Source organism: Metapseudomonas cellulosilytica (assembly GCF_049334135.1).
Lineage (GTDB): Bacteria > Pseudomonadota > Gammaproteobacteria > Pseudomonadales > Pseudomonadaceae > Metapseudomonas.
In genome coordinates this window covers 23,905-44,164 of sequence record NZ_JBHZGN010000014.1, presented here as the reverse complement: position 1 = coordinate 44,164, position 20,260 = coordinate 23,905, and the positions used below count along the sequence as shown (strand labels likewise).

At 61.6% G+C, this 20,260-nt stretch carries 20 protein-coding genes; 16 read left to right on the top strand and 4 right to left on the bottom strand.

What is annotated here, in order from left to right:
* Positions 1-130: 130 nt before the first annotated feature.
* Together ACFW0H_RS18295 and ACFW0H_RS18290 are read right to left on the bottom strand one after the other, a co-directional pair.
* Entirely contained in the window at positions 131-373 is a 243-nt protein-coding gene (locus tag ACFW0H_RS18295) for a PA4570 family protein (protein WP_422915284.1), read from the bottom strand.
* Between the two features lie 384 nt (positions 374-757).
* Entirely contained in the window at positions 758-1,726 is a 969-nt protein-coding gene (locus tag ACFW0H_RS18290; RefSeq protein WP_422915283.1) for a polyprenyl synthetase family protein, read from the bottom strand.
* Positions 1,727-1,971: 245 nt separating this feature from the next.
* Here ACFW0H_RS18290 and rplU point away from each other — a divergent pair, with 245 nt between their 5' ends.
* The 5 genes from rplU to ACFW0H_RS18265 all read left to right on the top strand — a co-directional run bounded on the left by rplU (position 1,972) and on the right by ACFW0H_RS18265 (position 5,605).
* Complete coding sequence (gene rplU / locus ACFW0H_RS18285; RefSeq protein ID WP_016490856.1) at positions 1,972-2,283, top strand: 50S ribosomal protein L21; 312 nt, start codon at positions 1,972-1,974, stop codon at positions 2,281-2,283.
* Positions 2,284-2,307: 24 nt separating this feature from the next.
* Positions 2,308-2,565, top strand: coding sequence for a 50S ribosomal protein L27 (rpmA, locus tag ACFW0H_RS18280; RefSeq protein ID WP_422915282.1), 258 nt, complete (start codon positions 2,308-2,310; stop codon positions 2,563-2,565).
* A 143-nt stretch (positions 2,566-2,708) separates the two neighbouring features.
* Positions 2,709-3,926: an Obg family GTPase CgtA gene (gene cgtA / locus ACFW0H_RS18275; protein ID WP_422915281.1), complete on the top strand. Its 1,218-nt coding sequence runs from the start codon at positions 2,709-2,711 to the stop codon at positions 3,924-3,926.
* 80 nt (positions 3,927-4,006) lie between these two features.
* Positions 4,007-5,125 (top strand): glutamate 5-kinase, encoded by a 1,119-nt coding sequence (gene proB, locus ACFW0H_RS18270; protein ID WP_422915280.1) that lies wholly within the window; start codon positions 4,007-4,009, stop codon positions 5,123-5,125.
* Between the two features lie 15 nt (positions 5,126-5,140).
* Complete coding sequence (locus ACFW0H_RS18265; protein ID WP_422915279.1) at positions 5,141-5,605, top strand: CreA family protein; 465 nt, start codon at positions 5,141-5,143, stop codon at positions 5,603-5,605.
* A 105-nt stretch (positions 5,606-5,710) separates the two neighbouring features.
* Here ACFW0H_RS18265 and rpsT read toward each other — a convergent pair whose 3' ends face one another.
* Positions 5,711-5,986, bottom strand: a complete 276-nt coding sequence (rpsT, locus tag ACFW0H_RS18260; RefSeq protein WP_069082204.1) for a 30S ribosomal protein S20 — start codon at positions 5,984-5,986, stop codon at positions 5,711-5,713.
* Positions 5,987-6,202: 216 nt separating this feature from the next.
* On the opposite strand from rpsT, the gene murJ reads away from it, so the two are divergent.
* The 6 genes from murJ to ispH all read left to right on the top strand — a co-directional run bounded on the left by murJ (position 6,203) and on the right by ispH (position 13,553).
* A complete protein-coding gene (gene murJ, locus ACFW0H_RS18255) occupies positions 6,203-7,738 on the top strand; it encodes a murein biosynthesis integral membrane protein MurJ (protein WP_422915278.1) in 1,536 nt (511 codons plus the stop codon).
* A 109-nt stretch (positions 7,739-7,847) separates the two neighbouring features.
* A complete protein-coding gene (gene ribF, locus ACFW0H_RS18250; RefSeq protein ID WP_422915277.1) occupies positions 7,848-8,786 on the top strand; it encodes a bifunctional riboflavin kinase/FAD synthetase in 939 nt (312 codons plus the stop codon).
* Between the two features lie 15 nt (positions 8,787-8,801).
* Positions 8,802-11,636 (top strand): isoleucine--tRNA ligase, encoded by a 2,835-nt coding sequence (gene ileS / locus ACFW0H_RS18245; protein WP_422915276.1) that lies wholly within the window; start codon positions 8,802-8,804, stop codon positions 11,634-11,636.
* The gene (gene lspA / locus ACFW0H_RS18240; protein WP_422915275.1) at positions 11,629-12,132 is read left to right on the top strand and encodes a signal peptidase II; all 504 of its coding nucleotides are present in this window, start codon (positions 11,629-11,631) and stop codon (positions 12,130-12,132) included. Before ileS ends, lspA begins: the two co-directional genes overlap by 8 nt.
* Positions 12,125-12,562, top strand: coding sequence for an FKBP-type peptidyl-prolyl cis-trans isomerase (fkpB, locus tag ACFW0H_RS18235; protein ID WP_422915274.1), 438 nt, complete (start codon positions 12,125-12,127; stop codon positions 12,560-12,562). Before lspA ends, fkpB begins: the two co-directional genes overlap by 8 nt.
* A 43-nt stretch (positions 12,563-12,605) precedes the next feature.
* Positions 12,606-13,553: a 4-hydroxy-3-methylbut-2-enyl diphosphate reductase gene (gene ispH, locus ACFW0H_RS18230; protein ID WP_422915273.1), complete on the top strand. Its 948-nt coding sequence runs from the start codon at positions 12,606-12,608 to the stop codon at positions 13,551-13,553.
* A gap of 17 nt (positions 13,554-13,570) precedes the next feature.
* On the opposite strand, the gene ACFW0H_RS18225 is transcribed toward ispH, so the two are convergent.
* On the bottom strand, positions 13,571-14,086 hold the full coding sequence (locus ACFW0H_RS18225) for a GspH/FimT family pseudopilin (protein ID WP_422915272.1): 516 nt from the start codon (positions 14,084-14,086) through the stop codon (positions 13,571-13,573).
* Between the two features lie 484 nt (positions 14,087-14,570).
* On the opposite strand from ACFW0H_RS18225, the gene ACFW0H_RS18220 reads away from it, so the two are divergent.
* The 5 genes from ACFW0H_RS18220 to ACFW0H_RS18200 are packed head-to-tail and all read left to right on the top strand — an operon-like array spanning position 14,571 to position 20,260.
* Entirely contained in the window at positions 14,571-14,912 is a 342-nt protein-coding gene (locus ACFW0H_RS18220) for a type IV pilin protein (RefSeq protein WP_422915380.1), read from the top strand.
* A 4-nt stretch (positions 14,913-14,916) separates the two neighbouring features.
* Positions 14,917-15,465: a type IV pilus modification protein PilV gene (pilV, locus tag ACFW0H_RS18215; protein ID WP_422915271.1), complete on the top strand. Its 549-nt coding sequence runs from the start codon at positions 14,917-14,919 to the stop codon at positions 15,463-15,465.
* Positions 15,462-16,592, top strand: coding sequence for a PilW family protein (locus ACFW0H_RS18210; RefSeq protein WP_422915270.1), 1,131 nt, complete (start codon positions 15,462-15,464; stop codon positions 16,590-16,592). The genes pilV and ACFW0H_RS18210 overlap by 4 nt, the downstream gene beginning before the upstream one ends.
* The gene (locus ACFW0H_RS18205) at positions 16,589-17,071 is read left to right on the top strand and encodes a PilX N-terminal domain-containing pilus assembly protein (protein WP_422915269.1); all 483 of its coding nucleotides are present in this window, start codon (positions 16,589-16,591) and stop codon (positions 17,069-17,071) included. The genes ACFW0H_RS18210 and ACFW0H_RS18205 overlap by 4 nt, the downstream gene beginning before the upstream one ends.
* A gap of 24 nt (positions 17,072-17,095) precedes the next feature.
* Positions 17,096-20,260: a pilus assembly protein gene (locus tag ACFW0H_RS18200; RefSeq protein WP_422915268.1), complete on the top strand. Its 3,165-nt coding sequence runs from the start codon at positions 17,096-17,098 to the stop codon at positions 20,258-20,260.

Genomic DNA, 20,260 nt, shown 5'->3' with positions numbered 1-20,260 from the left:
TTCCCTGGGCGAGTCATCCCTGGCCCGCCCGGGAACCGGCGGGGCGCCTTGGCCCCTCTGCAGGACCGGCGCCCGGGCGCCGGCCTTGCGGATGACGCGTCCTGCGGCATCCCGTTTCCCCCGATTCCTCTCAGTGCGCCTCGCCATGGGGTCGCAATGCCCTGGCATAGCAGAACAGGAAGAGGTTGCGCACCAGCTCCTTGAGTACCAGCGGTTCGCTGGAGTTCAGGCAGGCAAGGTCCAGATCGCCCTGATCGCGCAGCTCCTCGAGGGCTTCCTGCTCGAGAACGGCGCAAACCTCACCGGTTTCCCGGTGGAGTATTCGCAGGTAGGGGTGGGGGCGATCCAGCCAGGCATCGATCAGGTAGGTCATGGCTCATCTCCTTGAAAAGCGGTGAGATGAGAATAATTCCTATTATCAAAATAGCAAGGGTCAATCGCTGCCTTTCGTCGAGGCAGCAGAGGTTCATCCGGTTTCCAGGCCCTTCAGGATGACTTTGGCCTCACCCCCGCCCCTCTCCCACCGGGAGAGGGGCGGGGGTGAGGGTAGTGTCCGGCAGCGCGGACTCAAGCCGGGACACTCTCGCCAGTTCGTAAGGTGGGTAGAGTGGAGCGAACCCCATGCTGTCGGCGCGGTGTCGATGGGGTTCCCAGGCTCGCGGAGCGCCGCCCAACCCATCCTGCCTGAGCGTCTGAGCCGCCAGCGGACTCATGAAAAAGCCCGTCGCAGGGACGGGCTCGTTCGGTGCTTCGGAACTCAGTGGGTTCGCGCGACGGCGAATTCGGTGAGTTCGATCAGGGCATCGCGATAGGGGCCGGGCGGCAGTACGTCCAGACAGCCGATGGCGCGCGCGGCGTAGTCGCGGGCCAGGCGTGCGGTGTAGTCCAGTGCGCCGGCAGCTTCCACGGCGGCACGAATGCCTTCCAGATCCTGGCTGCCGCCCTGCTGGATGGCCTTGCGTACCAGGCTGGCCTGTTCCGGGGTGCCATCGCGCATGGCCGCGATCAGCGGCAGCGTTGGCTTGCCTTCGGCCAGGTCGTCACCGACGTTCTTGCCGAGGGTGGCGGCGTCGCCACGGTAGTCGAGCAGGTCGTCCACCAGCTGGAAGGCGATGCCCAGGGCGTCGCCGAACTGGCGCAGGGACTCGGCCTGTTCGGCAGTGGCGCCGGCCAGCATCGCCGCGCTGTGGGTGGAGGCCTCGAACAGCATCGCGGTCTTGCCGCGGATGACTTCCATGTAGGTTTCTTCGGTGGTGCTGGCGTCGCGGATCTTCGACAGCTGCAGCACTTCGCCCTCGGCGATGACCCGGGTGGCCTGGGAGATGATGCGCATCACCGGCATGGAGCCGAGTTCCACCATCATTTCGAAGGAGCGGGCGTAGAGGAAGTCGCCCACCAGCACGCTGGGCGCATTGCCCCAGAGCGCGTTGGCGGTGGAACGGCCGCGGCGCAGGCCGGAGGCGTCCACCACGTCGTCGTGGAGGAGGGTGGAGGTGTGCAGGAACTCGATGGTCGCGGCCAGCAGGCGCAACTGGTCGCCGCCGAAGCCCAGGGCGTTGCCGCTGAGCAGCACCAGCAGCGGGCGCAGGCGCTTGCCACCGGCAGAAACGATGTAGTCACCGATCTTTTCCACCAGGGGAACGCGGGAGGTCAGTTGCCGACGAATGATCTCGTCGACTGCGGTAAAATCATCCGCCACCACGCGGTAGAAAGCCTGGGGTTGCATCAGCCAGAAGTGCTCCTGTTAGGTTGCGCGGCATGCTAGGGACCGCGCTGGGGACTGTCAAGGCGAGCCCCGGCGGTGCTTGCACGGCAAACGCGGCTTGCGTACAATCGCGGCCCCTGAACTTCCTTGGGCATTTTCCTGCCTTACGCAATTGCACGGGCGTCAGTTCCGGCCCCGCTGCAGCCATGCCGACCCATACCTCTTTCTATAAAGCGTCGGGTGAGCAGGTTTAACGGAGAAAATCCATGTACGCAGTTATCGTTACCGGCGGCAAGCAATACAAAGTCGCTGAAGGTGAATTCCTGAAGATCGAGAAGCTCGAAGTCGCCACCGGCGAATCCGTGACTTTCGATCGCGTCCTGCTGATCGGCAATGGCGAAGACGTGAAAATCGGTGCTCCGGTTGTCGATGGCGCCAAAGTAGTCGCTGAAGTGGTCTCTCAAGGCCGTCACGACAAAGTGCGCATCATCAAGTTCCGCCGTCGTAAGCACCACATGAAGCGCCAGGGCCACCGCCAGTGGTTCACTGAAATCAAGATCACCGGCATCCAGGCCTAATTTCCTTTTTGGAGGATTTGACTCATGGCACACAAGAAAGCTGGCGGTTCTACCCGCAACGGCCGCGACTCAGAAAGTAAACGCCTTGGCGTGAAACTGTTCGGCGGCCAGGCCATCAAGGCCGGTAGCATCATCGTGCGTCAGCGCGGCACCAAGTTCCACGCCGGCGTCGGCGTTGGCCTGGGCAAGGATCACACCCTGTTCGCGAAAGTGGACGGCGTGGTCAAGTTCGAGGTCAAGGGTGCTTTCGGTCGCAAGTACGTAAGCATCGTCGCGGCCTGATCGCGATCTCGCTGGAAAAGCCCCGTCTTGCGACGGGGCTTTTTCGTTTCTGCGTCACGGAAACCCTGCATCATTAGTCGGGGTTCCCTGTATTCTATGTGCTTTGTTTTTCTCAACCCGTCCCCGTGGCGGGAGGCGTCCTGATGAAATTCGTCGATGAAGTATCGATCTTTGTAAAAGCGGGCGACGGCGGCAATGGCCTGATGAGTTTCCGTCGCGAAAAATTCATTGAAAAGGGCGGCCCCAACGGTGGTGACGGGGGCGATGGCGGCTCCGTGTACATGGAGGCCGATCCCAACCTCAATACCCTGGTGGACTATCGCTATACCCGTCGATTCGATGCCCAGCGCGGCGAGAATGGCGGCAGCAAGGACTGCACCGGGCACAAGGGCGATGACCTGGTACTGCCGGTGCCCGTGGGTACCACCATCATCGATGCTGCTACCCAGGAAATCATCGGCGACCTGACCAAGGCTGGTCAGCGCCTGCTGGTGGCCCAGGGCGGCTGGCACGGCTTGGGCAATACCCGCTTCAAATCCAGTACCAATCGCGCGCCGCGGCAGACCACCAAGGGCAAGCCGGGCGAGGCCCGCGACCTCAAGCTGGAGCTGAAGGTGCTGGCCGACGTTGGTCTGCTGGGCCTGCCGAACGCGGGCAAGAGCACCTTCATCCGTGCCGTGTCCGCCGCCAAGCCGAAAGTGGCCGACTACCCCTTCACCACCCTGGTGCCGAACCTCGGTGTGGTCAGCGTCGGTCGTTTCAAGTCCTTCGTGGTGGCCGATATTCCCGGTCTGATCGAGGGTGCCGCCGACGGTGCCGGCCTGGGCATCCGTTTCCTCAAGCATCTGGCGCGTACCCGCCTGCTGCTGCACATCGTCGACATGGCGCCGCTGGATGAAAGCGACCCGGCCGAGGCTGCTGCAACCATCATCGAGGAGCTGGGTCGCTTCAGTCCCGCCCTGACCGAACGTGATCGCTGGCTGGTGCTGAACAAGGCCGACCAGCTGCTCGACGAGGACCGCGACGCGCGCCTGAAGGCCGTGCTCGAGCGTCTGGGCTGGGATGGCCCGGTGTTCGTGATTTCCGCCCTGGAGCGCGAGGGTACCGAAGCGCTGTCCCAGGAGATCATGCGCTACCTCGATGAGCGTACCCTGCGCATGGAAGAGGATCCGGATTACGCCGAGCAGCTCGCCGAGCTGGACCAGCGCATCGAGGACGAGGCGCGTGCCCGACTGCAGGCCATGGACGACCAGCGTGCCCTGCGTCGTGCCGGCCTCAAGGGTGCCGCTGCCGATGATGATGACGATGATTTCGACGACGAGGATGACGGCGACGGGCCGGAAATCTTCTACGTACCCTGACCCCGGCGCCACCCGGCGCAGTGGGATGTTCGCATGGCCGCGCGCCTTGCCGCGCGGCCTTCTAGCTAAGGTTGGACGATATGCGGGACAAGGTGACTGGCGCGCAGCGCTGGGTGGTGAAGATCGGTAGTGCTTTGCTGACGGCCGATGGTCGCGGGCTGGATCGCTCGGCCATGGCGGTCTGGGTCGAGCAGATGGTGGCCCTGCGCAGCGCGGGCGTGGAGCTGGTGCTGGTGTCTTCCGGCGCCGTTGCCGCCGGGATGAGCCGCTTGGGCTGGAGTAGCCGTCCGAGTGCCGTGCACGAGCTGCAGGCCGCGGCCGCAGTGGGGCAGATGGGGCTGGTGCAGGCCTGGGAATCCAGTTTTGCCGAGCATGGCCGGCATACCGCGCAGATCCTGCTGACCCATGATGACCTCTCTGATCGCAAGCGTTACCTGAACGCTCGCAGTACCCTGCGGACCCTGGTCGAGCTGGGTGCCATTCCGGTGATCAACGAGAACGACACCGTAGTCACCGACGAAATCCGCTTCGGCGACAACGACACCCTGGCGGCCCTGGTGGCGAACCTGGTGGAAGCCGACCTGCTGGTGATCCTCACCGACCGCGACGGCATGTTCGATGCCGACCCGCGTCACAATCCCGATGCCCAGCTGATTTTCGAGGCTCGTGCCGATGATCCGGCCCTGGATGCCGTGGCCGGTGGCACTGGCGGCGCGCTGGGGCGTGGCGGCATGCAGACCAAGCTGCGTGCGGCGCGTCTGGCGGCCCGTTCCGGCGCCCATACGGTGATCGTCGGTGGGCGCATCGAGCGGGTGCTCGATCGTCTCAAGTCGGGTGAGCGCCTGGGTACCCTGCTGGCGCCGGAGCGTGGTCTGCTGGCGGCGCGCAAGCAGTGGCTGGCCGGCCACCTGCAGACGCGCGGCACCCTGGTGCTGGACGCGGGTGCGGTCAAGGCGCTGCGCCAGGATCGCAAGAGCCTGCTGCCGGTTGGTGTGAAAGCCATCCAGGGCAGTTTCCGGCGTGGCGAAATGGTTGTCTGTGTCGGGCCTGATGGTGCTGAAATCGCGCGCGGTCTGGCCAACTACAGTGCCCTTGAGGCGCAGAAGATCATCGGCCAGCCTTCCGATCTCATTGAGAAGCTGCTGGGCTACGTGGACGAACCTGAGCTGGTGCATCGGGACAACCTGGTCCTGGTGTGAGGCGCGGAGGAAGGGATGCGATTGATCCGGGGAATGGCGGCAGCCCTGTTGGTGATGCCGCTGCTGGCGGCGGCCGAGGAAATCGGTTCGGTGTCCACCGTATTCAAGTGGGTGGGGCCGAATGACAAGATCGTGGTCGAGGCGTTCGACGATCCCGGGGTGGAGGGCGTGACCTGCTACCTGTCGCGCGCCAAGACCGGTGGTGTGCAAGGCGGTCTGGGCCTGGCCGAGGATCGCGCCGAGGCGTCCATCGCCTGCCGTCAGGTCGGTGCCATCCGCTTCAAGGGCGAGCTCAAGGATGGCGAGGAGGTGTTCAAGGAGCGCACCTCGCTGGTGTTCAAGACCATGCAGGTGGTGCGGTTCTTCGACCGCAAGCGCAACACTCTGGTCTATCTGGTCTACAGCGACCGGGTGATCGAGGGGAGTCCGCAGAATGCGGTGACTGCCATTCCGATCCAGCCCTGGCCGAACAGGCCCTGAGCTGGCGAGAAAAAGCCCGGCGTTGCGCCGGGTTTTTTTATGCGTGCGTAGTTCGCAGGCAATAAAAAACCGGCCAGAAGGCCGGTTTTTTACAAGAACTCAAGCTTAGGCAGCAGCCTGGCCGAGCGCCTTGATGTGGGCGTTCAGGCGGCTCTTGTGACGAGCAGCTTTGTTCTTGTGGATGATGCCTTTGTCGGCCATGCGGTCGATCACCGGTACAGCGGCGGTGAAAGCGGCTTGAGCCTTGGGCAGGTCTTTGGCGTCGATAGCCTTGACCACGTTCTTGATGTAGGTACGAACCATGGAGCGCAGGCTGGCGTTATGGCTACGACGCTTCTCAGCCTGTTTGGCGCGTTTTTTGGCAGAAGGTGTGTTGGCCACCGTCAAGCTCCTCGAAACTGGGGGATTGAATCAAATTAAGGCCGCGAATCATGCCCACGTGACTTGGCCTTGTCAAGGGTGATCAGGCAGGTTGGGCGACGAGCGTAAGCTCCTGTCGCGGGATGATTTTATCCCGCCCGGACTCTACACTCGGCAACCTCGACCGACCGCCGGCAGTTTACCGGTGCGCCGTGCCACCCCTGTCCGGACCCCTGAATGAACCTGCTCAAGTCGCTGGCGGCCGTCAGCTCCATCACCATGCTGTCCCGTGTCCTGGGATTCGTTCGCGACACCATAGTCGCGCGTTTCTTTGGCGCCGGCATGGCCACCGACGCCTTCTTCGTCGCCTTCAAGCTGCCCAACCTGCTGCGCCGCATCTTCGCCGAAGGTGCGTTCTCCCAGGCCTTCGTCCCCATCCTGGCCGAATACAAGACCCAGCAGGGCGAGGAGGCGACCCGGACATTCATCGCCTACATATCCGGCCTGCTGACCCTGGTGCTGGCGCTGGTGACCCTGGTGGGCATCCTGGCCGCGCCCTGGGTGATCTGGGTGACCGCGCCGGGCTTTGCCGACACCCCCGAGAAGTTCGCCCTGACTACCGACCTGCTGCGGGTGACCTTCCCTTACATCTTCCTGATCTCGCTGTCGTCCCTGGCGGGGGCGATTCTCAATACCTGGAACCGCTATTCGGTGCCTGCCTTCGTGCCGACCCTGCTGAACGTCAGCATGATCGTGTTTTCGCTGTTCCTGATCCCGTACTTCGACCCGCCGATCATGGCCCTGGGCTGGGCGGTGCTGGTCGGCGGCCTGGCGCAGCTGCTCTACCAGCTGCCCTCGCTGAAGCGCATCGGCATGCTCGTGCTGCCGCGCCTGAACCTGCGCGACACCGGCGTCTGGCGCGTGCTCAAGCAGATGGGGCCGGCGATCTTCGGGGTGTCCGTCGGGCAGATCTCGCTGATCATCAACACCATTTTCGCCTCCTTCCTGGCGGCAGGCTCGGTGTCCTGGATGTACTACGCCGATCGCCTGATGGAGCTGCCCTCCGGCGTGCTGGGCGTGGCCCTGGGCACCATCCTGCTGCCGTCCCTGGCCAAGACCTACGCCAATGATGACCGTCACGCCTACTCGCAGCTCCTCGATTGGGGCCTGCGCCTGTGCTTCCTGCTGGTGCTGCCCTGCACCCTGGCCCTGGCCCTGCTGGCCGAGCCGCTGACGGTGGCACTGTTCCAGTACGGCAAGTTCACCGCCAACGACGCCCTGATGACCCAGCGTGCCTTGATCGCCTATGCCGTGGGCCTGCTCGGGATCATCCTGGTCAAGGTGCTGGCGCCGGGCTTCTACGCGCGGCAGAACATCCGCACGCCGGTGAAGATCGCCATCTTCACCCTGGTGGTCACCCAGCTGATGAACCTCGCCTTCGTCTTCCCCCTGCGTCACGCGGGCCTTGCCCTGGCCATCAGCCTGGCGGCCTGCATCAACGCCGGTCTGCTCTACTGGCAGCTGCGCAAGCAGCAGTTGTTCCAGCCGCAGCCGGGGTGGGGCAAGTTCCTCTTCAAGCTGGTGCTGGCCGTGCTGGTGATGAGTGCCGTGCTGCTGGGCGTGATGCACCTGCTGCCGGCGTGGGACCTGGGCGGTATGGCTGAGCGCCTGCTGCGCCTGGGCGTGCTGGTGGGTGCCGGCGTGATCGCCTATTTCGGCATGCTGGCGGTGCTGGGCTTCCGCCTGCGGGACTTCGCCCGCCGCGCGGTTTGATCGTCCGGGGCCGGCCTGTCACCGCTTGTCGCGCCGGCAGGCTTGCGGCGCCTGTTGTCCGGCGCCGGCTGTGCGTATAATCGACCACTTTGTGAACAAGACTTGTGCTATGCAGCTGGTTCAAGGCCTACACAACCTGCGGCCCCAACATCGGGGCTGTGTCGCCACCATCGGCAATTTCGACGGCGTGCACCGCGGCCACCAGGCCATTCTCAAGCGGTTGCGCGAGCGTGCGGCTGAGCTGGGTTTGCCCACGTGCGTGGTGATCTTCGAGCCGCAGCCGCGCGAATACTTCGGCCCGGACACTGCGCCGGTGCGCCTGACGCGCTTGCGCGACAAGCTCGAGCTGCTGGCCCGCGAAGGTGTCGACCAGGTGCTCTGCCTGGCCTTCAACCGCCGTCTGCGTGAGCTCAGCGCCGCCGAGTTCGTGCATGCGGTCCTGGTGGAAGGGCTGGGCGCCAGGCACCTGGAAATCGGTGACGATTTCCGCTTCGGCTGCGACCGTGCCGGCGATTTCGAATTCCTCCAGCAGGCCGGTGAGGCCGAAGGCTTCAGCGTCGAAGCCGCCGCCACCGTGGAGCTGGATGGCCAGCGGGTCAGCAGCACGCGCGTGCGCCAGGCCCTGGCCGAGGGCGATTTTCCGCTGGCCGAGCGCCTGCTGGGTCGCCCCTTCACCATCACCGGTCGGGTTCTGCACGGGCAGAAGCTCGGCCGGCAACTGGGCACCCCGACCGCCAACGTACAGCTCAAGCGCCGCAGGGTCCCGCTCAACGGCGTGTACCTGGTCAGCGTGGAACTGAACGGCCGTCAGCTCCCCGGCGTGGCCAATATCGGCGTGCGCCCGAGCGTCAAGGGTGACGGGCGTGCCCACCTGGAAGTCCACCTGCTGGACTACTCCGCCGACCTCTACGATCAGCGGATCAGCGTGACCTTCCATCGCAAGCTGCGCGATGAGCAGCGTTTTGCCTCCCTCGAGGCGTTGAAGTCGGCGATCGATGCGGATGTCGCTGCCGCCCGTGCCTATTGGCAGGGTACTCAATCAAATTGAAGAGCCTGGACTGAAATGACCGATTACAAAGCGACCCTGAACCTGCCTGAGACGGCATTCCCGATGAAGGCCGGTCTGCCCCAGCGCGAACCGGAGCAGTTGCAGCGCTGGAACAGCATCGACCTGTACGGCAAGCTGCGGCAGATCGGCGAAGGGCGCCCGAAGTTCGTCCTGCACGATGGCCCGCCCTATGCCAACGGCAGCATTCACATCGGTCACGCGGTCAACAAGATCCTCAAGGACATCATCGTCCGCTCCAAGACCCTGGCAGGCTATGACGCGCCCTACGTACCGGGCTGGGACTGCCACGGCCTGCCCATCGAGCACAAGGTCGAGACCACCCACGGCAAGAACCTGCCGGCGGACAAGACCCGCGAGCTGTGCCGTGCCTATGCCGCCGAGCAGATCGAGGGCCAGAAGGCCGACTTCATCCGCCTGGGTGTGCTGGGTGAGTGGGACAACCCCTACAAGACCATGGCCTTCGCCAACGAGGCCGGCGAAATTCGCGCCCTGGCCGAGATGGTCAAGCAGGGCTTCGTGTTCAAGGGCCTGAAGCCGGTGAACTGGTGCTTCGATTGCGGCTCGGCCCTGGCCGAGGCTGAAGTCGAGTACCAGGACAAGAAGTCCGACGCCATCGACGTCGCCTTCGCCGTGGAAGACGCCGACAAGCTGGCCGCCGCCTTCGGCCTGGCGAGCCTGGCCAAGCCCGCCGCCATCGTCATCTGGACCACCACCCCCTGGACCATCCCGGCCAACCAGGCGCTGAACGTCCACCCCGAATTCAATTACGCGCTGGTGGACACCGGCGCGCGCATCCTGCTGCTGGCCGAAGAGCTGGTGGAGTCGTGCCTTGCACGCTACGGCCTGGAAGGCCAGGTCATCGCCACCGCCAAGGGCGAGGCACTGGACCTGATCCGCTTCCGTCACCCCTTCTACGATCGCCTGTCGCCGGTCTACCTGGCCGAGTACGTCGAACTGGGCGCCGGCACCGGCGTCGTCCACTCCGCGCCGGCTTATGGCGAGGACGACTTCCGTACCTGCAAGCAGCACGGCATGAGCAACGACGACATCCTCAGCCCGGTGCAGAGCAACGGTGTCTATGTCGAGTCGCTGCCCTTCTTCGGCGGCCAGTTCATCTGGAAGGCCAACCCGGCCATCGTCGCCAAGCTGGAAGAAGTCGGTGCGCTGCTCAAGCACGAGAGCATCAGCCACAGCTACATGCACTGCTGGCGCCACAAGACCCCGCTGATCTACCGCGCCACCGCCCAGTGGTTCGTCGGCATGGACAAGCAGCCGGAGCAGGGCGCCACCCTGCGCGAGCGCGCTCTCACTGCCATCGACCAGACCGAGTTCGTCCCCGCCTGGGGCCAGGCGCGTCTGCAGGGCATGATCGCCGGCCGTCCGGACTGGTGCATCTCCCGCCAGCGCAACTGGGGCGTACCGATTCCCTTCTTCCTGCACAAGGCCAGCGGCGAGCTGCATCCGCGCACCGTCGAGCTGATGGAAGAAGTCGCCAAGCGCGTCGAGCAGGAAGGCATCGAGGCCTGGTTCAAGCTGGACGCCGCCGAGCTGCTGGGTGACGAGGCCGGCCAGTACGACAAGATCAGCGACACCCTGGACGTCTGGTTCGACTCCGGCACCACCCACTGGCACGTGCTGCGCGGCTCCCATGCCGAGCTGGGCCATGCCAGCGGTCCGGCCGCCGACCTCTACCTGGAAGGCTCCGACCAGCACCGCGGCTGGTTCCACTCGTCCCTGCTGACCGGCTGCGCCATCGACGGCCACGCGCCGTACCGCCAGCTGCTGACCCACGGCTTCACCGTGGACGAGAGCGGCCGCAAGATGTCCAAGTCCCTGGGCAACGTGATCGCCCCGCAGCAGGTCACCGACAGCCTGGGCGCCGATATCCTGCGCCTGTGGGTATCGGCTACCGACTACTCCGGCGAGATGGCCGTGTCCCAGCAGATCCTCCAGCGCAGCGCCGATGCCTATCGCCGCATTCGTAACACCGCGCGGTTCCTGCTGGCCAACCTGAACGGCTTCGACCCGGCGAAGGACCTGCTGCCCGCCTCGGACATGCTGGCCCTCGACCGCTGGGCCGTGGACCGCGCCCTGCTGCTGCAGCGCGAACTCGAAGAAGCCTACAGCGAATACCGCTTCTGGAACGTCTACTCCCGCGTGCACAACTTCTGCGTGCAGGAGCTGGGCGGCTTCTACCTGGACATCATCAAGGACCGCCAGTACACCACCGCTGCCAACAGTGTGGCGCGCCGCTCCTGCCAGACCGCGCTGTTCCACATCGCCGAGGCCCTGGTGCGCTGGGTCGCGCCGATCCTGGCCTTCACCGCCGACGAGATCTGGCAGTACCTGCCGGGCGAGCGCAATGAATCGGTCATGCTCAATACCGGGTATCAGGGCCTGTCCGAACTGCCGGAAGGCTTCGAACTGGGCCGCGAGTTCTGGGAGCAGGTCATGGCCGTCAAGGCCTCGGTCAACAAGGAGTTGGAGAACCTGCGCAGCAGCAAGGCCATCGGCGGCAACCTGCAGGCCGAAGTGACCCTGTTCGCCGAAGACGCCCTGGCCGCACGCCTGGCCAAGCTGGGCAACGAACTGCGCTTCGTGCTGATCACCTCGGTCGCCGAGGTCCAGCCGCTCGCCAGCGCCCCGGCCGATGCCGTGGAAACCGACGTCGCCGGCCTCAAGCTGAAGATCCACAAGTCCGCCCATGCCAAGTGCGGCCGTTGCTGGCACCACCGCGCCGACGTCGGCCAGTTCGTGCAGCACCCGGACCTGTGCGGCCGTTGCGTGGACAACATCGATGGCGCCGGCGAGGTTCGTCACTATGCCTAAGGCATATGGCCGCCTCGGCTGGCTCTGGCTGACCGTCCTGGTGTTCGTGCTGGACCAGGCGAGCAAGTGGTTCTTCGAATCCGAGCTCAACCTCTACCAGCAGATCGTGGTCATTCCCGACTACTTCAGCTGGACCCTGGCCTACAACACCGGCGCGGCCTTCAGCTTCCTGGCCGACAGCTCCGGCTGGCAGCGCTGGCTGTTCGCCGTGATCGCCCTGGTGGTGAGCGGCGTGCTGGTGGTCTGGCTGAAGCGCCTCAAGCCCGAGGAAACCTGGCTGGCCATTGCGCTGGCCCTGGTCCTCGGCGGCGCCCTGGGCAACCTCTACGACCGCGTGGTGCTCGGCCACGTGGTCGATTTCATCCTGGTGCATTGGCAGAACCGCTGGTACTTCCCGGCGTTCAACCTGGCCGATAGCGCCATCACCGTCGGCGCCGTAATGCTGGCGCTGGATATGTTCAAAGCGAAGAAGTCCGGAGAACCTGCCCATGACTGAACATCGCATAGGGCCGGACATGGAAGTCACCCTGCATTTCGCCATCAAGCTCGACAACGGCGACGTGGTGGATAGCACCTTCCAGAAGAATCCGGCCACCTTCAAGGTGGGCGATGGCAATCTGCTGCCGGGCTTCGAGAGCGTGCTCTTCGGCCTCAAGAGTGGCGACAAGCGTACCCTCGCCATCGAGCCCGAGCAGGGCTTCGGCCAGCACAACCCGCAGAACGTGCAGGTGATGCCTCGCGGCAACTTCCAGGACATGGAACTCTCCGAAGGCCTGCTGATCATCTTCAATGACGCGGCCAATGCCGAACTGCCCGGGGTGGTCAAGTTCGTCGATGACTCTCATGTGACCATCGACTTCAACCACCCGCTGGCCGGCAAGCCGCTTTCCTTCGAAGTGGAAATCCTGTCGGTCAAGCCGGCCTGATCCACCCGCTTTGGGGCCGGCACGGCCGGACGAGGTAACCGCCATGCAAATCAAACTCGCCAATCCCCGCGGCTTCTGCGCCGGCGTCGATCGCGCCATCGAGATCGTCAACCGCGCCCTGGAAGTCTTCGGCCCGCCGATCTACGTGCGCCATGAAGTGGTGCACAACAAGTTCGTGGTAGAAGACCTGCGCGCTCGCGGCGCCGTGTTCGTCGAAGAGCTGGACCAGGTGCCGGACAACGTCATCGTCATCTTCAGCGCCCATGGCGTTTCCCAGGCCGTGCGCCAGGAAGCCGCACGCCGTGGCCTCAAGGTATTCGACGCCACCTGCCCGCTGGTGACCAAGGTGCACATGGAAGTCGCGCGCTACAGCCGCGACGGCCGCGAATGCATCCTCATCGGCCACGCCGGGCACCCGGAAGTCGAAGGCACCATGGGCCAGTACGACGCCAGCAACGGCGGCGCCATCTACCTGGTGGAAGATGAAGAGGACGTCGCCCGACTCGAAGTGCGCAATCCCGAGGCGCTGTCCTTCGTCACCCAGACCACCCTGTCCATGGACGACACCAGCCGCGTCATCGACGCGTTGCGTGCCAAGTTCCCCAGCATCGGCGGTCCGCGCAAGGACGACATCTGCTACGCCACCCAGAACCGCCAGGACGCGGTCAAGCAACTGGCCCACGAAAGCGACGTGGTCCTGGTGGTCGGCAGCCCCAACAGCTCCAACTCCAACCGCCTGCGTGAACTGGCCGAACGCCTGGACACCCCGGCCTACCTGATCGACGGTGCCGAAGACCTCAAGCGTGAATGGTTCGACAAGGTGCAGCGCGTCGGCATCACCGCCGGCGCCTCGGCCCCTGAGGTACTGGTGCAAGGCGTGATCGACCAGCTCAAGGCGTGGGGCGCCGAAGTCGCGGTCGAACTGGATGGTCGACCGGAGAATGTGACCTTCTCCATGCCGAAGGAATTGCGGGTGGTCAACGTCGACTGACTCGGCTTTTCAGCGCTTCAACAAGGGCCGGGTGGTTCCCGGGTGCTGCGCACCCGGCCCGTGGCACTGATCACCAGCTTGCGAACGGCAGCCTTGCCATCGCTGTGACAGAGCACCAGCGTCCCCGCCTGGAAAGCGCCGTTGGCCATGTGTGTCCGCCCAGTCGGCGTGTAACGCACATAGCGCCGTACAGGCGCGTTGCCTTTTATGATCAGCCCCTGCGGCTGCGGACCATTTTCCGCCAACACCGGTTCGCCCTCATCCCATCGCGCGTTGTTGTTCTGATCGGCGTAGACCCGCCACCCTGACGACCAATCCTCATCCTGGTTATCGACCAGAACGGGCACCCTCCTGGTGACCGAGGCTTGTCGCGCCTGGTTGAAGCTGACGTGAAGCGTGTTGCTTGCCGTTCTGAGTTGGTGGGAGTGTATGAGCTCCGTCATCGCAGGCACGCCTACGCTGATGAGTAGGGTGATGATTGTCAGCGCAACCAGCGCCTCGATAAGCGTGAAGCCGCGAGAAATTCCAGCCATGGCATCCGTGCTCTCCTGGCGTGAATGAGTGGGCGACCTGTCGTCCGTGGTCTTGGCCCGCCCGTCGCCGATGAAAGGACGTCAGTCGGATTCCACCTATAAGCTTCTGGAATTGAAGGATTTTCTCAATGCCGCCCGATCCTTGAGGCAGCGAAGAAATCTCCGGAAATCGGCGGCAGGTCACTTTGTGGCCCGTAGGAAAGGCGCATCCTATATGCGCGATTGTGCTAAGGCTTATTGCGGGATAGCTCTTTTGCGTGGGGCCTGGCGAGTTGTCGAGAATCAAGACGAGGCAGACCCGACCAAGGCTATTGTTGGTGAGGGAGTTGCGGCAGCAGTTGGAGGATGGACAATGTGCGAGTTGAACGGATCTCAACTGATGTCGAGGGCCAGGAAGCCAAATCCGGCATTCCTCTGGTCGTACAACCAATAAGGTGACCCCGTGGGCAGAACGAAACAGGGTGGTTTCACCCTTATAGAACTCATGATTGCGGTCGCGATCGTTGGCATCCTGGCTGCAATCGCCTACCCCAGCTACCAGCAATATGTGATGCGGGGTAATCGTGCCGCCGCGCAGGCGCAGATGATGGATATCGCCAACCGCCAGCAGCAGTATCTGCTGGCCAATCGTACCTATGCGACCAAGGCGCAACTGGGGTACAGCCTGGAGAGTGATCTGGTCGGCAGGTACACCGATACCATCACGCTTGGAACGGGTGCCGTTCCCAGCTTCACCATCACTTTCACGGCTACGGGGTCGCAGGCCAGCGACGGCAATCTGACCCTCGATAGTGCTGGGGCCAAGACCCCAGCGGAAAAATGGTAGGGCCATGACCATTTCATCTCTCAAGCGCTTTCAGCGCGGCATGACATTGATCGAGGTGCTGGTGACCATCCTCATTCTGTCGGTGGGGTTGCTCGGCATGGCGGCACTGCAGGCACGCCTGCAGCAATCCGAGATGGAGGCGTACCAGCGGTCCCAGGCCCTGCTCCTGCTGGATGACATGGCCAACCGGCTCGCCATAAACCGTAACAACGTTGCTGCACTCGTGACGGGCACGACAAGCGTAGGTGTCGGTACGTCAACATGCGGGTCCCTTGGAAATAGCAACAAGGTTGAGTGGTGCACCGCCTTGCAGGGAGCCAGTGAGAGCCAAGGCAACAGCAAAGTTGGCGCAATGATTGGGGGGCGAGGGTGCGTTGAGGCACTGGGCGGGGGAGAGTATCTGGTGACTGTGGCATGGCAAGGTCTAGGGCCCCTGTCCGCACCACCCGCAAGTATTGCCTGTGGGAAAAACCAATATGACGGCGGTTCAGATTGCGCAAACGACATGTGTCGTCGTGTTGTGACCACTATAGTGCGAATTGCGAACCTATGAATATGAATGAAGCCACGTCGGGCATATTGATCGGAGCGGGTAGAAGGCCGAGCAGTCAGTCAGGATTCAGCCTCATCGAGCTGATGATTGCGGTTACGGTGAGTTTGCTGATGATGGCAGCGATTCTCAAACTCTTCGTCGATGTTGCGCGGACCAATACGGAAATGGAGAAAACCAATGCGCAAATCGAGAACGGGCGTTTCGCCATCCAAATGATTGCCGGGGACCTTTCCCACGGCGGATTCTGGAACGGTTATGTCCCGCAATTCGATGATTTGACCGCGACAGCGATACCTGCCGACTTGCCAGATGCGGTGCCTGAGCCTTGCCTGGCCTATTCATCCTGGGATTCTGCTTACAAGACGAGGATCATGGGGATTTCGGTACAGACATACGATGCAGTTCCAACTGGTTGCTCTGCCGTGGTGCAGAGCAAGAAAGACGGTACCGATGTGTTGGTCGTTCGTCATGCGGAAAATTGTGTACCCGGTACCACCAACTGTGAGGCTGAGGATGCTGACAAGGTTTATTTTCAGTTTTCGAGATGTTCCAGTGTATCTCCCTATGCCTATGTGCTGAGCAAGTCGGGCTTCACTCTTCAGAAAAAAAGTTGCCTGTCGACCGAGCTGGCGGAAAAGCGAAAGTACGTATCGAATATCTATTTCATTCGGGATGACAATACGCTGATGCGCGCGGAGTTCACGGGCGGCGGAGGCAGCGGCTGGAGTGTGCAGCCAATTGTTGACGGTGTGGAAAGGCTAATCGTTGAACTGGGTGTGGATAACCTTAGCGATAGTGGCGCCGCAGTCAATTATGCCCAGGCAGTTACCTGGGCCAATCCCATGAATAAGGTCTCACCTACCAATCGGGGGGATGGCGTTCCGGATGGGGATTTCATCCATTGCACCACGGCATCAGCCTGCGGTGTCAGCGAGTTGGCCAATGTGGTGGCGGCCCGTATCTACTTGCTGGTGCGTACTCTCGAGACTTCGTCTGGCCACTCTGACAGTAAGACCTACAAACTGGGCGCTACCACTGTCGGGCCATTCAGTGACGGTTTCAAGCGTCATGTCTACTCCACCACGGTACGCTTGAATAATGTTTCCGGGCGGAGGGAGACTCCGTGAGTAAGATACAGTTCAAAGGCCGGGAGCAGGGGGCCGCTCTTGTAGTTGGCTTGATCATGCTGCTGTTGCTGACCATGTTGGTCTCCAGTGCATTTACCATGAGTTCGGTAAGCCTCAAATCGGTTGGCAATATGCAGGTCCGCGAAGAAGCCCTCGCGGCTGCCAACACAGCGGTTGAGCTGACGATGAGTACCGACTTTACCGCGGTTCCAAAGGCATCAACTTCCAACGTTGACATTGATAACGATGGGAAAGTGGATTACGTGGTCGATATAGCCAAGCCCGTCTGTATCCAGGAGTCGCTGGCACAAGTGGTCGCGCCAAGTAGTGAAACCCTGGCCATTTCGAATAACACCTGGAATACCGTGTGGAGCCTCGATGCTACGGTTTCGGACTCGACAACAGGCGCTCTTGTGCATGTCCGATCCGGCGTACGAGTGCTGCTGACCGATGCGAAGAAAAATGCAGTTTGTCCGTGAGTTTTGCACTGATTGGAGTCAGTCATGAATGCTCAATGGTTGAGTGGGGTAATGGCAGTATTGTTCGCGCTGCCAATGGCCGTTTTGGCTGAGGATATTGACCTTTTCGTGGGGTCGACTCCCACTCGATCTGCGGATAATCCTAACGTCATTATATTGATAGACAATACGACTAACTGGTCGGCGCAAAACCAGGGGTGGCCGAGTGGGGAGACTCAGGGGCGCTATGAACTGGATGCCATCAGGAATGTTGTCAACTCGTTGGCGCCGGCGGACAAGGATGCAAACGTCAATCTGGGGCTGATGTTCCTGACGCAGGGGCAAGGGAACAGAAGCCAGTCAGGAGGATATGTACGTTCGGCAGTAAAGCCGATGACCGTTGCGAATCGAGCTGAACTAACGAGAATTCTTAATGGAATAAATGTAAACGATAATGCAGAGACGGTGCCTGCATCGGTTGGTTATGATCAGGCTATGTTTGAGGTTTTCAAATATTTTGGCGGCTATACGAGTGTTGCCAAGTCCTCGCTTAATCAGGCGGGCGGGACCCTGGATGCGACGCATTTCGGTGCGATAAGGTATGCGGGGGAACCCGACGCTAAAACGGATGTGACTGCTTTTAGCGATCGGGCAACGATGAATAATTATATTCCGGTAATCTCGGGTGACTCGACTACCTGCTCGGGAAAGAATTATCTGATTATTATCGGTAATGGTTGGCCGACTCCTGCGGAAAAAAGCGGAAATACTTATATCGGTGAGACGCTGCTGAATAATGTCGGGGGGAATCCTAGCCAGATCTATGCCACTTCAACTGCTGATGTGCGCTACGCAGATGAAATGGCCCGTTTCCTATACCAGACCGATGTGAGTTCCGCGCTGGGCAAGCAGAACGTCATTACCTATGCAATCGATGTCTTCAAGAACCATCAAAGTACAGAGCTGACGGCCCTCCTGAAAAGCATGTCCGAGGGAGTAGGTGGCGGTAAGTACTTCGAAGCGAACAGCGCAGTGGAGATCGCCGACAGCCTGGGGACTATCCTTGCCGAGATCCAGTCCGTCAACAGCGTATTCGCATCGGTAAGTCTCCCGGTCAGCGTGAACACTCAAGGTACTTACTTGAATCAGGTTTTCATTGGGATGTTTCGGCCTGACAAGGACGCACTTCCAAGATGGTACGGTAACCTGAAACAATACAAACTGGCATATGTGGGCGGAGTGCTGAGGTTGGTTGACGCTGATGATGCGTCAGCTATTTCTGCGAGTGGTTCTGGTTTCATCTCCGAGTGTGCGCGTAGTTATTGGACTCCAGTCAAGACTGCGACAGACAGCTACTGGACAAATATCGACGTACAGAACTGCCCGCCTTCTGATCCCGCTAGCTCCAATACCCGCGATGGTAACGTGGTGGAAAAGGGTGGGCAGGGCTACAAGCTCAGGGCGATTACGCCGGCCGATCGCAACGTCAAGACCTGCGGCACCACATGCGTGGAAACTCTCGCTCAGTTCGACACTGACAATGGCGCGATTACAAAAGAGGCGTTGGGCAATGCCAGTATGACCGACGCCGATCGGCTGGACTTGATCAATTGGGCGCGCGGTCTGAATACCAAGGGAGAAACCTTTGCTGGCAAAACGGCTGCTGAGCTAGCGGTGGCAATGAGGCGGTCTTCCCATGGGGACGTCGTTCATTCGCGCCCTGTCGCAATCAACTATGCCGCTTCAGATACTGCTCCTCCTCAGGTCGTGGTCTTCTATGGCGCCAATGACGGCATGCTCAGGGCTGTGAATGGCAATCGTGACGGTGGGCTGGACATTGCTGGCAAAGCGCCAGGGGGGGAGATCTGGTCGTTTGTAGCTCCGGAGAGCTACGGGATGTTCCTGCGCAACAGGGACAACCTGCCCAAGATGAGTTTTCCGACCAGTTCGACTGGTTCGCCTAAATCCTACGGGTTTGACGGGGCGGTCGTCGCTTACAAGGACGCTAGCAAGGCGTGGATTTTTGCAACCATGCGTCGGGGAGGTCGCGCGGTCTATGCGTTCAATGTGTCCACCCCAGGCACGCCCAAGCTTCTGTGGAAACTGGGGTGCACCTCAGCCGATGACCGCAGTTGCACGTCAGACAGTTCCGGCATTGGGCAGACCTGGGCGACTCCTGTGGTTCTCAAGGCATCTGGATATCAAAGTAGCGGTAGCGCCAAGCCGTTGTTGATCATGGGCGGTGGATATGACGCCTGCGAAGACAGCGACCCCGCGACGACTACTTGCAAGTCCTCTGGTAAAGGGCATGTGATCTATCTTGTCGACGCTGAATCGGGCCAGATAAAGCAATCCTTCCCGACCGATGGAGGTGTGGTGGGTGATGTCACCGTCGCCAAGGATGCCAATGGCATGGCCAGGTTCGCCTATGCAGCCGACTTGAGCGGTAACGTCTATCGCATTTCGGGAAGTACAGCCAACTCACCGATCGGTACGACGTCGCCGGGTAACTGGACCATCACGAAGATCGCGGCTCTGGGCGGAACCGGAGTTGATGCGCGCAAATTCATCTATGGTCCAGACGTGGTCAACGACAATGGGACCTACGTCCTTCTGCTGGGATCAGGCGATAGGGAAAAGCCAATCAGCTTCTACGATGACGCCGCGGCAGTACAAAACTATTTCTTCATGCTCAAGGATCGCCCGACAGAATCCACCTGGCTTGCTTCGGAAACGGGTAACTGCGCAGGCGCTTCAATCCTTTGCAAAGCCTCGTTGTATGCCATTACCAGCACCTCCACTCCACCCCAAGATGCGCTCGATCTGAAGAAAGGCTGGTACCTCGCGCTGTCTCCAACTGAGCAGGTGGTGACTTCCGCATTGACCATTTTCGGTAATGTGACGTTCAGTACTCATAGACCCAAACCTACGGATGCAGCGTCCTGCAGCCCGAATCTGGGAGATGCGCGGGTCTACAACATCAACTTCAAGAATGCCGAAGGCAAGAATGGCGAGCGCTATGCTGAGCTGGTCGGCGATGGTCTGCCGCCTTCACCGGTAGCGGGTCTGGTCAAACTCGACGGCAATGGACCCACGGTGCCTTTCTGTATCGGCTGTAGCTCCAGTTCTTCGCTCGAGGGTGGGGAACCGCCCACTCCGCCCATTGCGGTCCAGCCCAAAGCACGAGTGTTCTGGAACATTGAGAAGTGA

Bases quoted from the DNA above. Each gene is read 5' to 3' on its own strand.
- ACFW0H_RS18295 (WP_422915284.1), bottom strand. From the start codon at position 373: ATGACCTACCTGATCGATGCCTGGCTGGATCGCCCCCACCCCTACCTG.
- ACFW0H_RS18290 (WP_422915283.1), bottom strand. From the start codon at position 1,726: ATGCAACCCCAGGCTTTCTACCGCGTGGTGGCGGATGATTTTACCGCA.
- rplU (WP_016490856.1), top strand. From the start codon at position 1,972: ATGTACGCAGTTATCGTTACCGGCGGCAAGCAATACAAAGTCGCTGAA.
- rpmA (WP_422915282.1), top strand. From the start codon at position 2,308: ATGGCACACAAGAAAGCTGGCGGTTCTACCCGCAACGGCCGCGACTCA.
- cgtA (WP_422915281.1), top strand. From the start codon at position 2,709: ATGAAATTCGTCGATGAAGTATCGATCTTTGTAAAAGCGGGCGACGGC.
- proB (WP_422915280.1), top strand. From the start codon at position 4,007: ATGCGGGACAAGGTGACTGGCGCGCAGCGCTGGGTGGTGAAGATCGGT.
- ACFW0H_RS18265 (WP_422915279.1), top strand. From the start codon at position 5,141: ATGCGATTGATCCGGGGAATGGCGGCAGCCCTGTTGGTGATGCCGCTG.
- murJ (WP_422915278.1), top strand. From the start codon at position 6,203: ATGAACCTGCTCAAGTCGCTGGCGGCCGTCAGCTCCATCACCATGCTG.
- ribF (WP_422915277.1), top strand. From the start codon at position 7,848: ATGCAGCTGGTTCAAGGCCTACACAACCTGCGGCCCCAACATCGGGGC.
- ileS (WP_422915276.1), top strand. From the start codon at position 8,802: ATGACCGATTACAAAGCGACCCTGAACCTGCCTGAGACGGCATTCCCG.
- lspA (WP_422915275.1), top strand. From the start codon at position 11,629: ATGCCTAAGGCATATGGCCGCCTCGGCTGGCTCTGGCTGACCGTCCTG.
- fkpB (WP_422915274.1), top strand. From the start codon at position 12,125: ATGACTGAACATCGCATAGGGCCGGACATGGAAGTCACCCTGCATTTC.
- ispH (WP_422915273.1), top strand. From the start codon at position 12,606: ATGCAAATCAAACTCGCCAATCCCCGCGGCTTCTGCGCCGGCGTCGAT.
- ACFW0H_RS18225 (WP_422915272.1), bottom strand. From the start codon at position 14,086: ATGGCTGGAATTTCTCGCGGCTTCACGCTTATCGAGGCGCTGGTTGCG.
- ACFW0H_RS18220 (WP_422915380.1), top strand. From the start codon at position 14,571: ATGATTGCGGTCGCGATCGTTGGCATCCTGGCTGCAATCGCCTACCCC.
- pilV (WP_422915271.1), top strand. From the start codon at position 14,917: ATGACCATTTCATCTCTCAAGCGCTTTCAGCGCGGCATGACATTGATC.
- ACFW0H_RS18210 (WP_422915270.1), top strand. From the start codon at position 15,462: ATGAATATGAATGAAGCCACGTCGGGCATATTGATCGGAGCGGGTAGA.
- ACFW0H_RS18200 (WP_422915268.1), top strand. From the start codon at position 17,096: ATGAATGCTCAATGGTTGAGTGGGGTAATGGCAGTATTGTTCGCGCTG.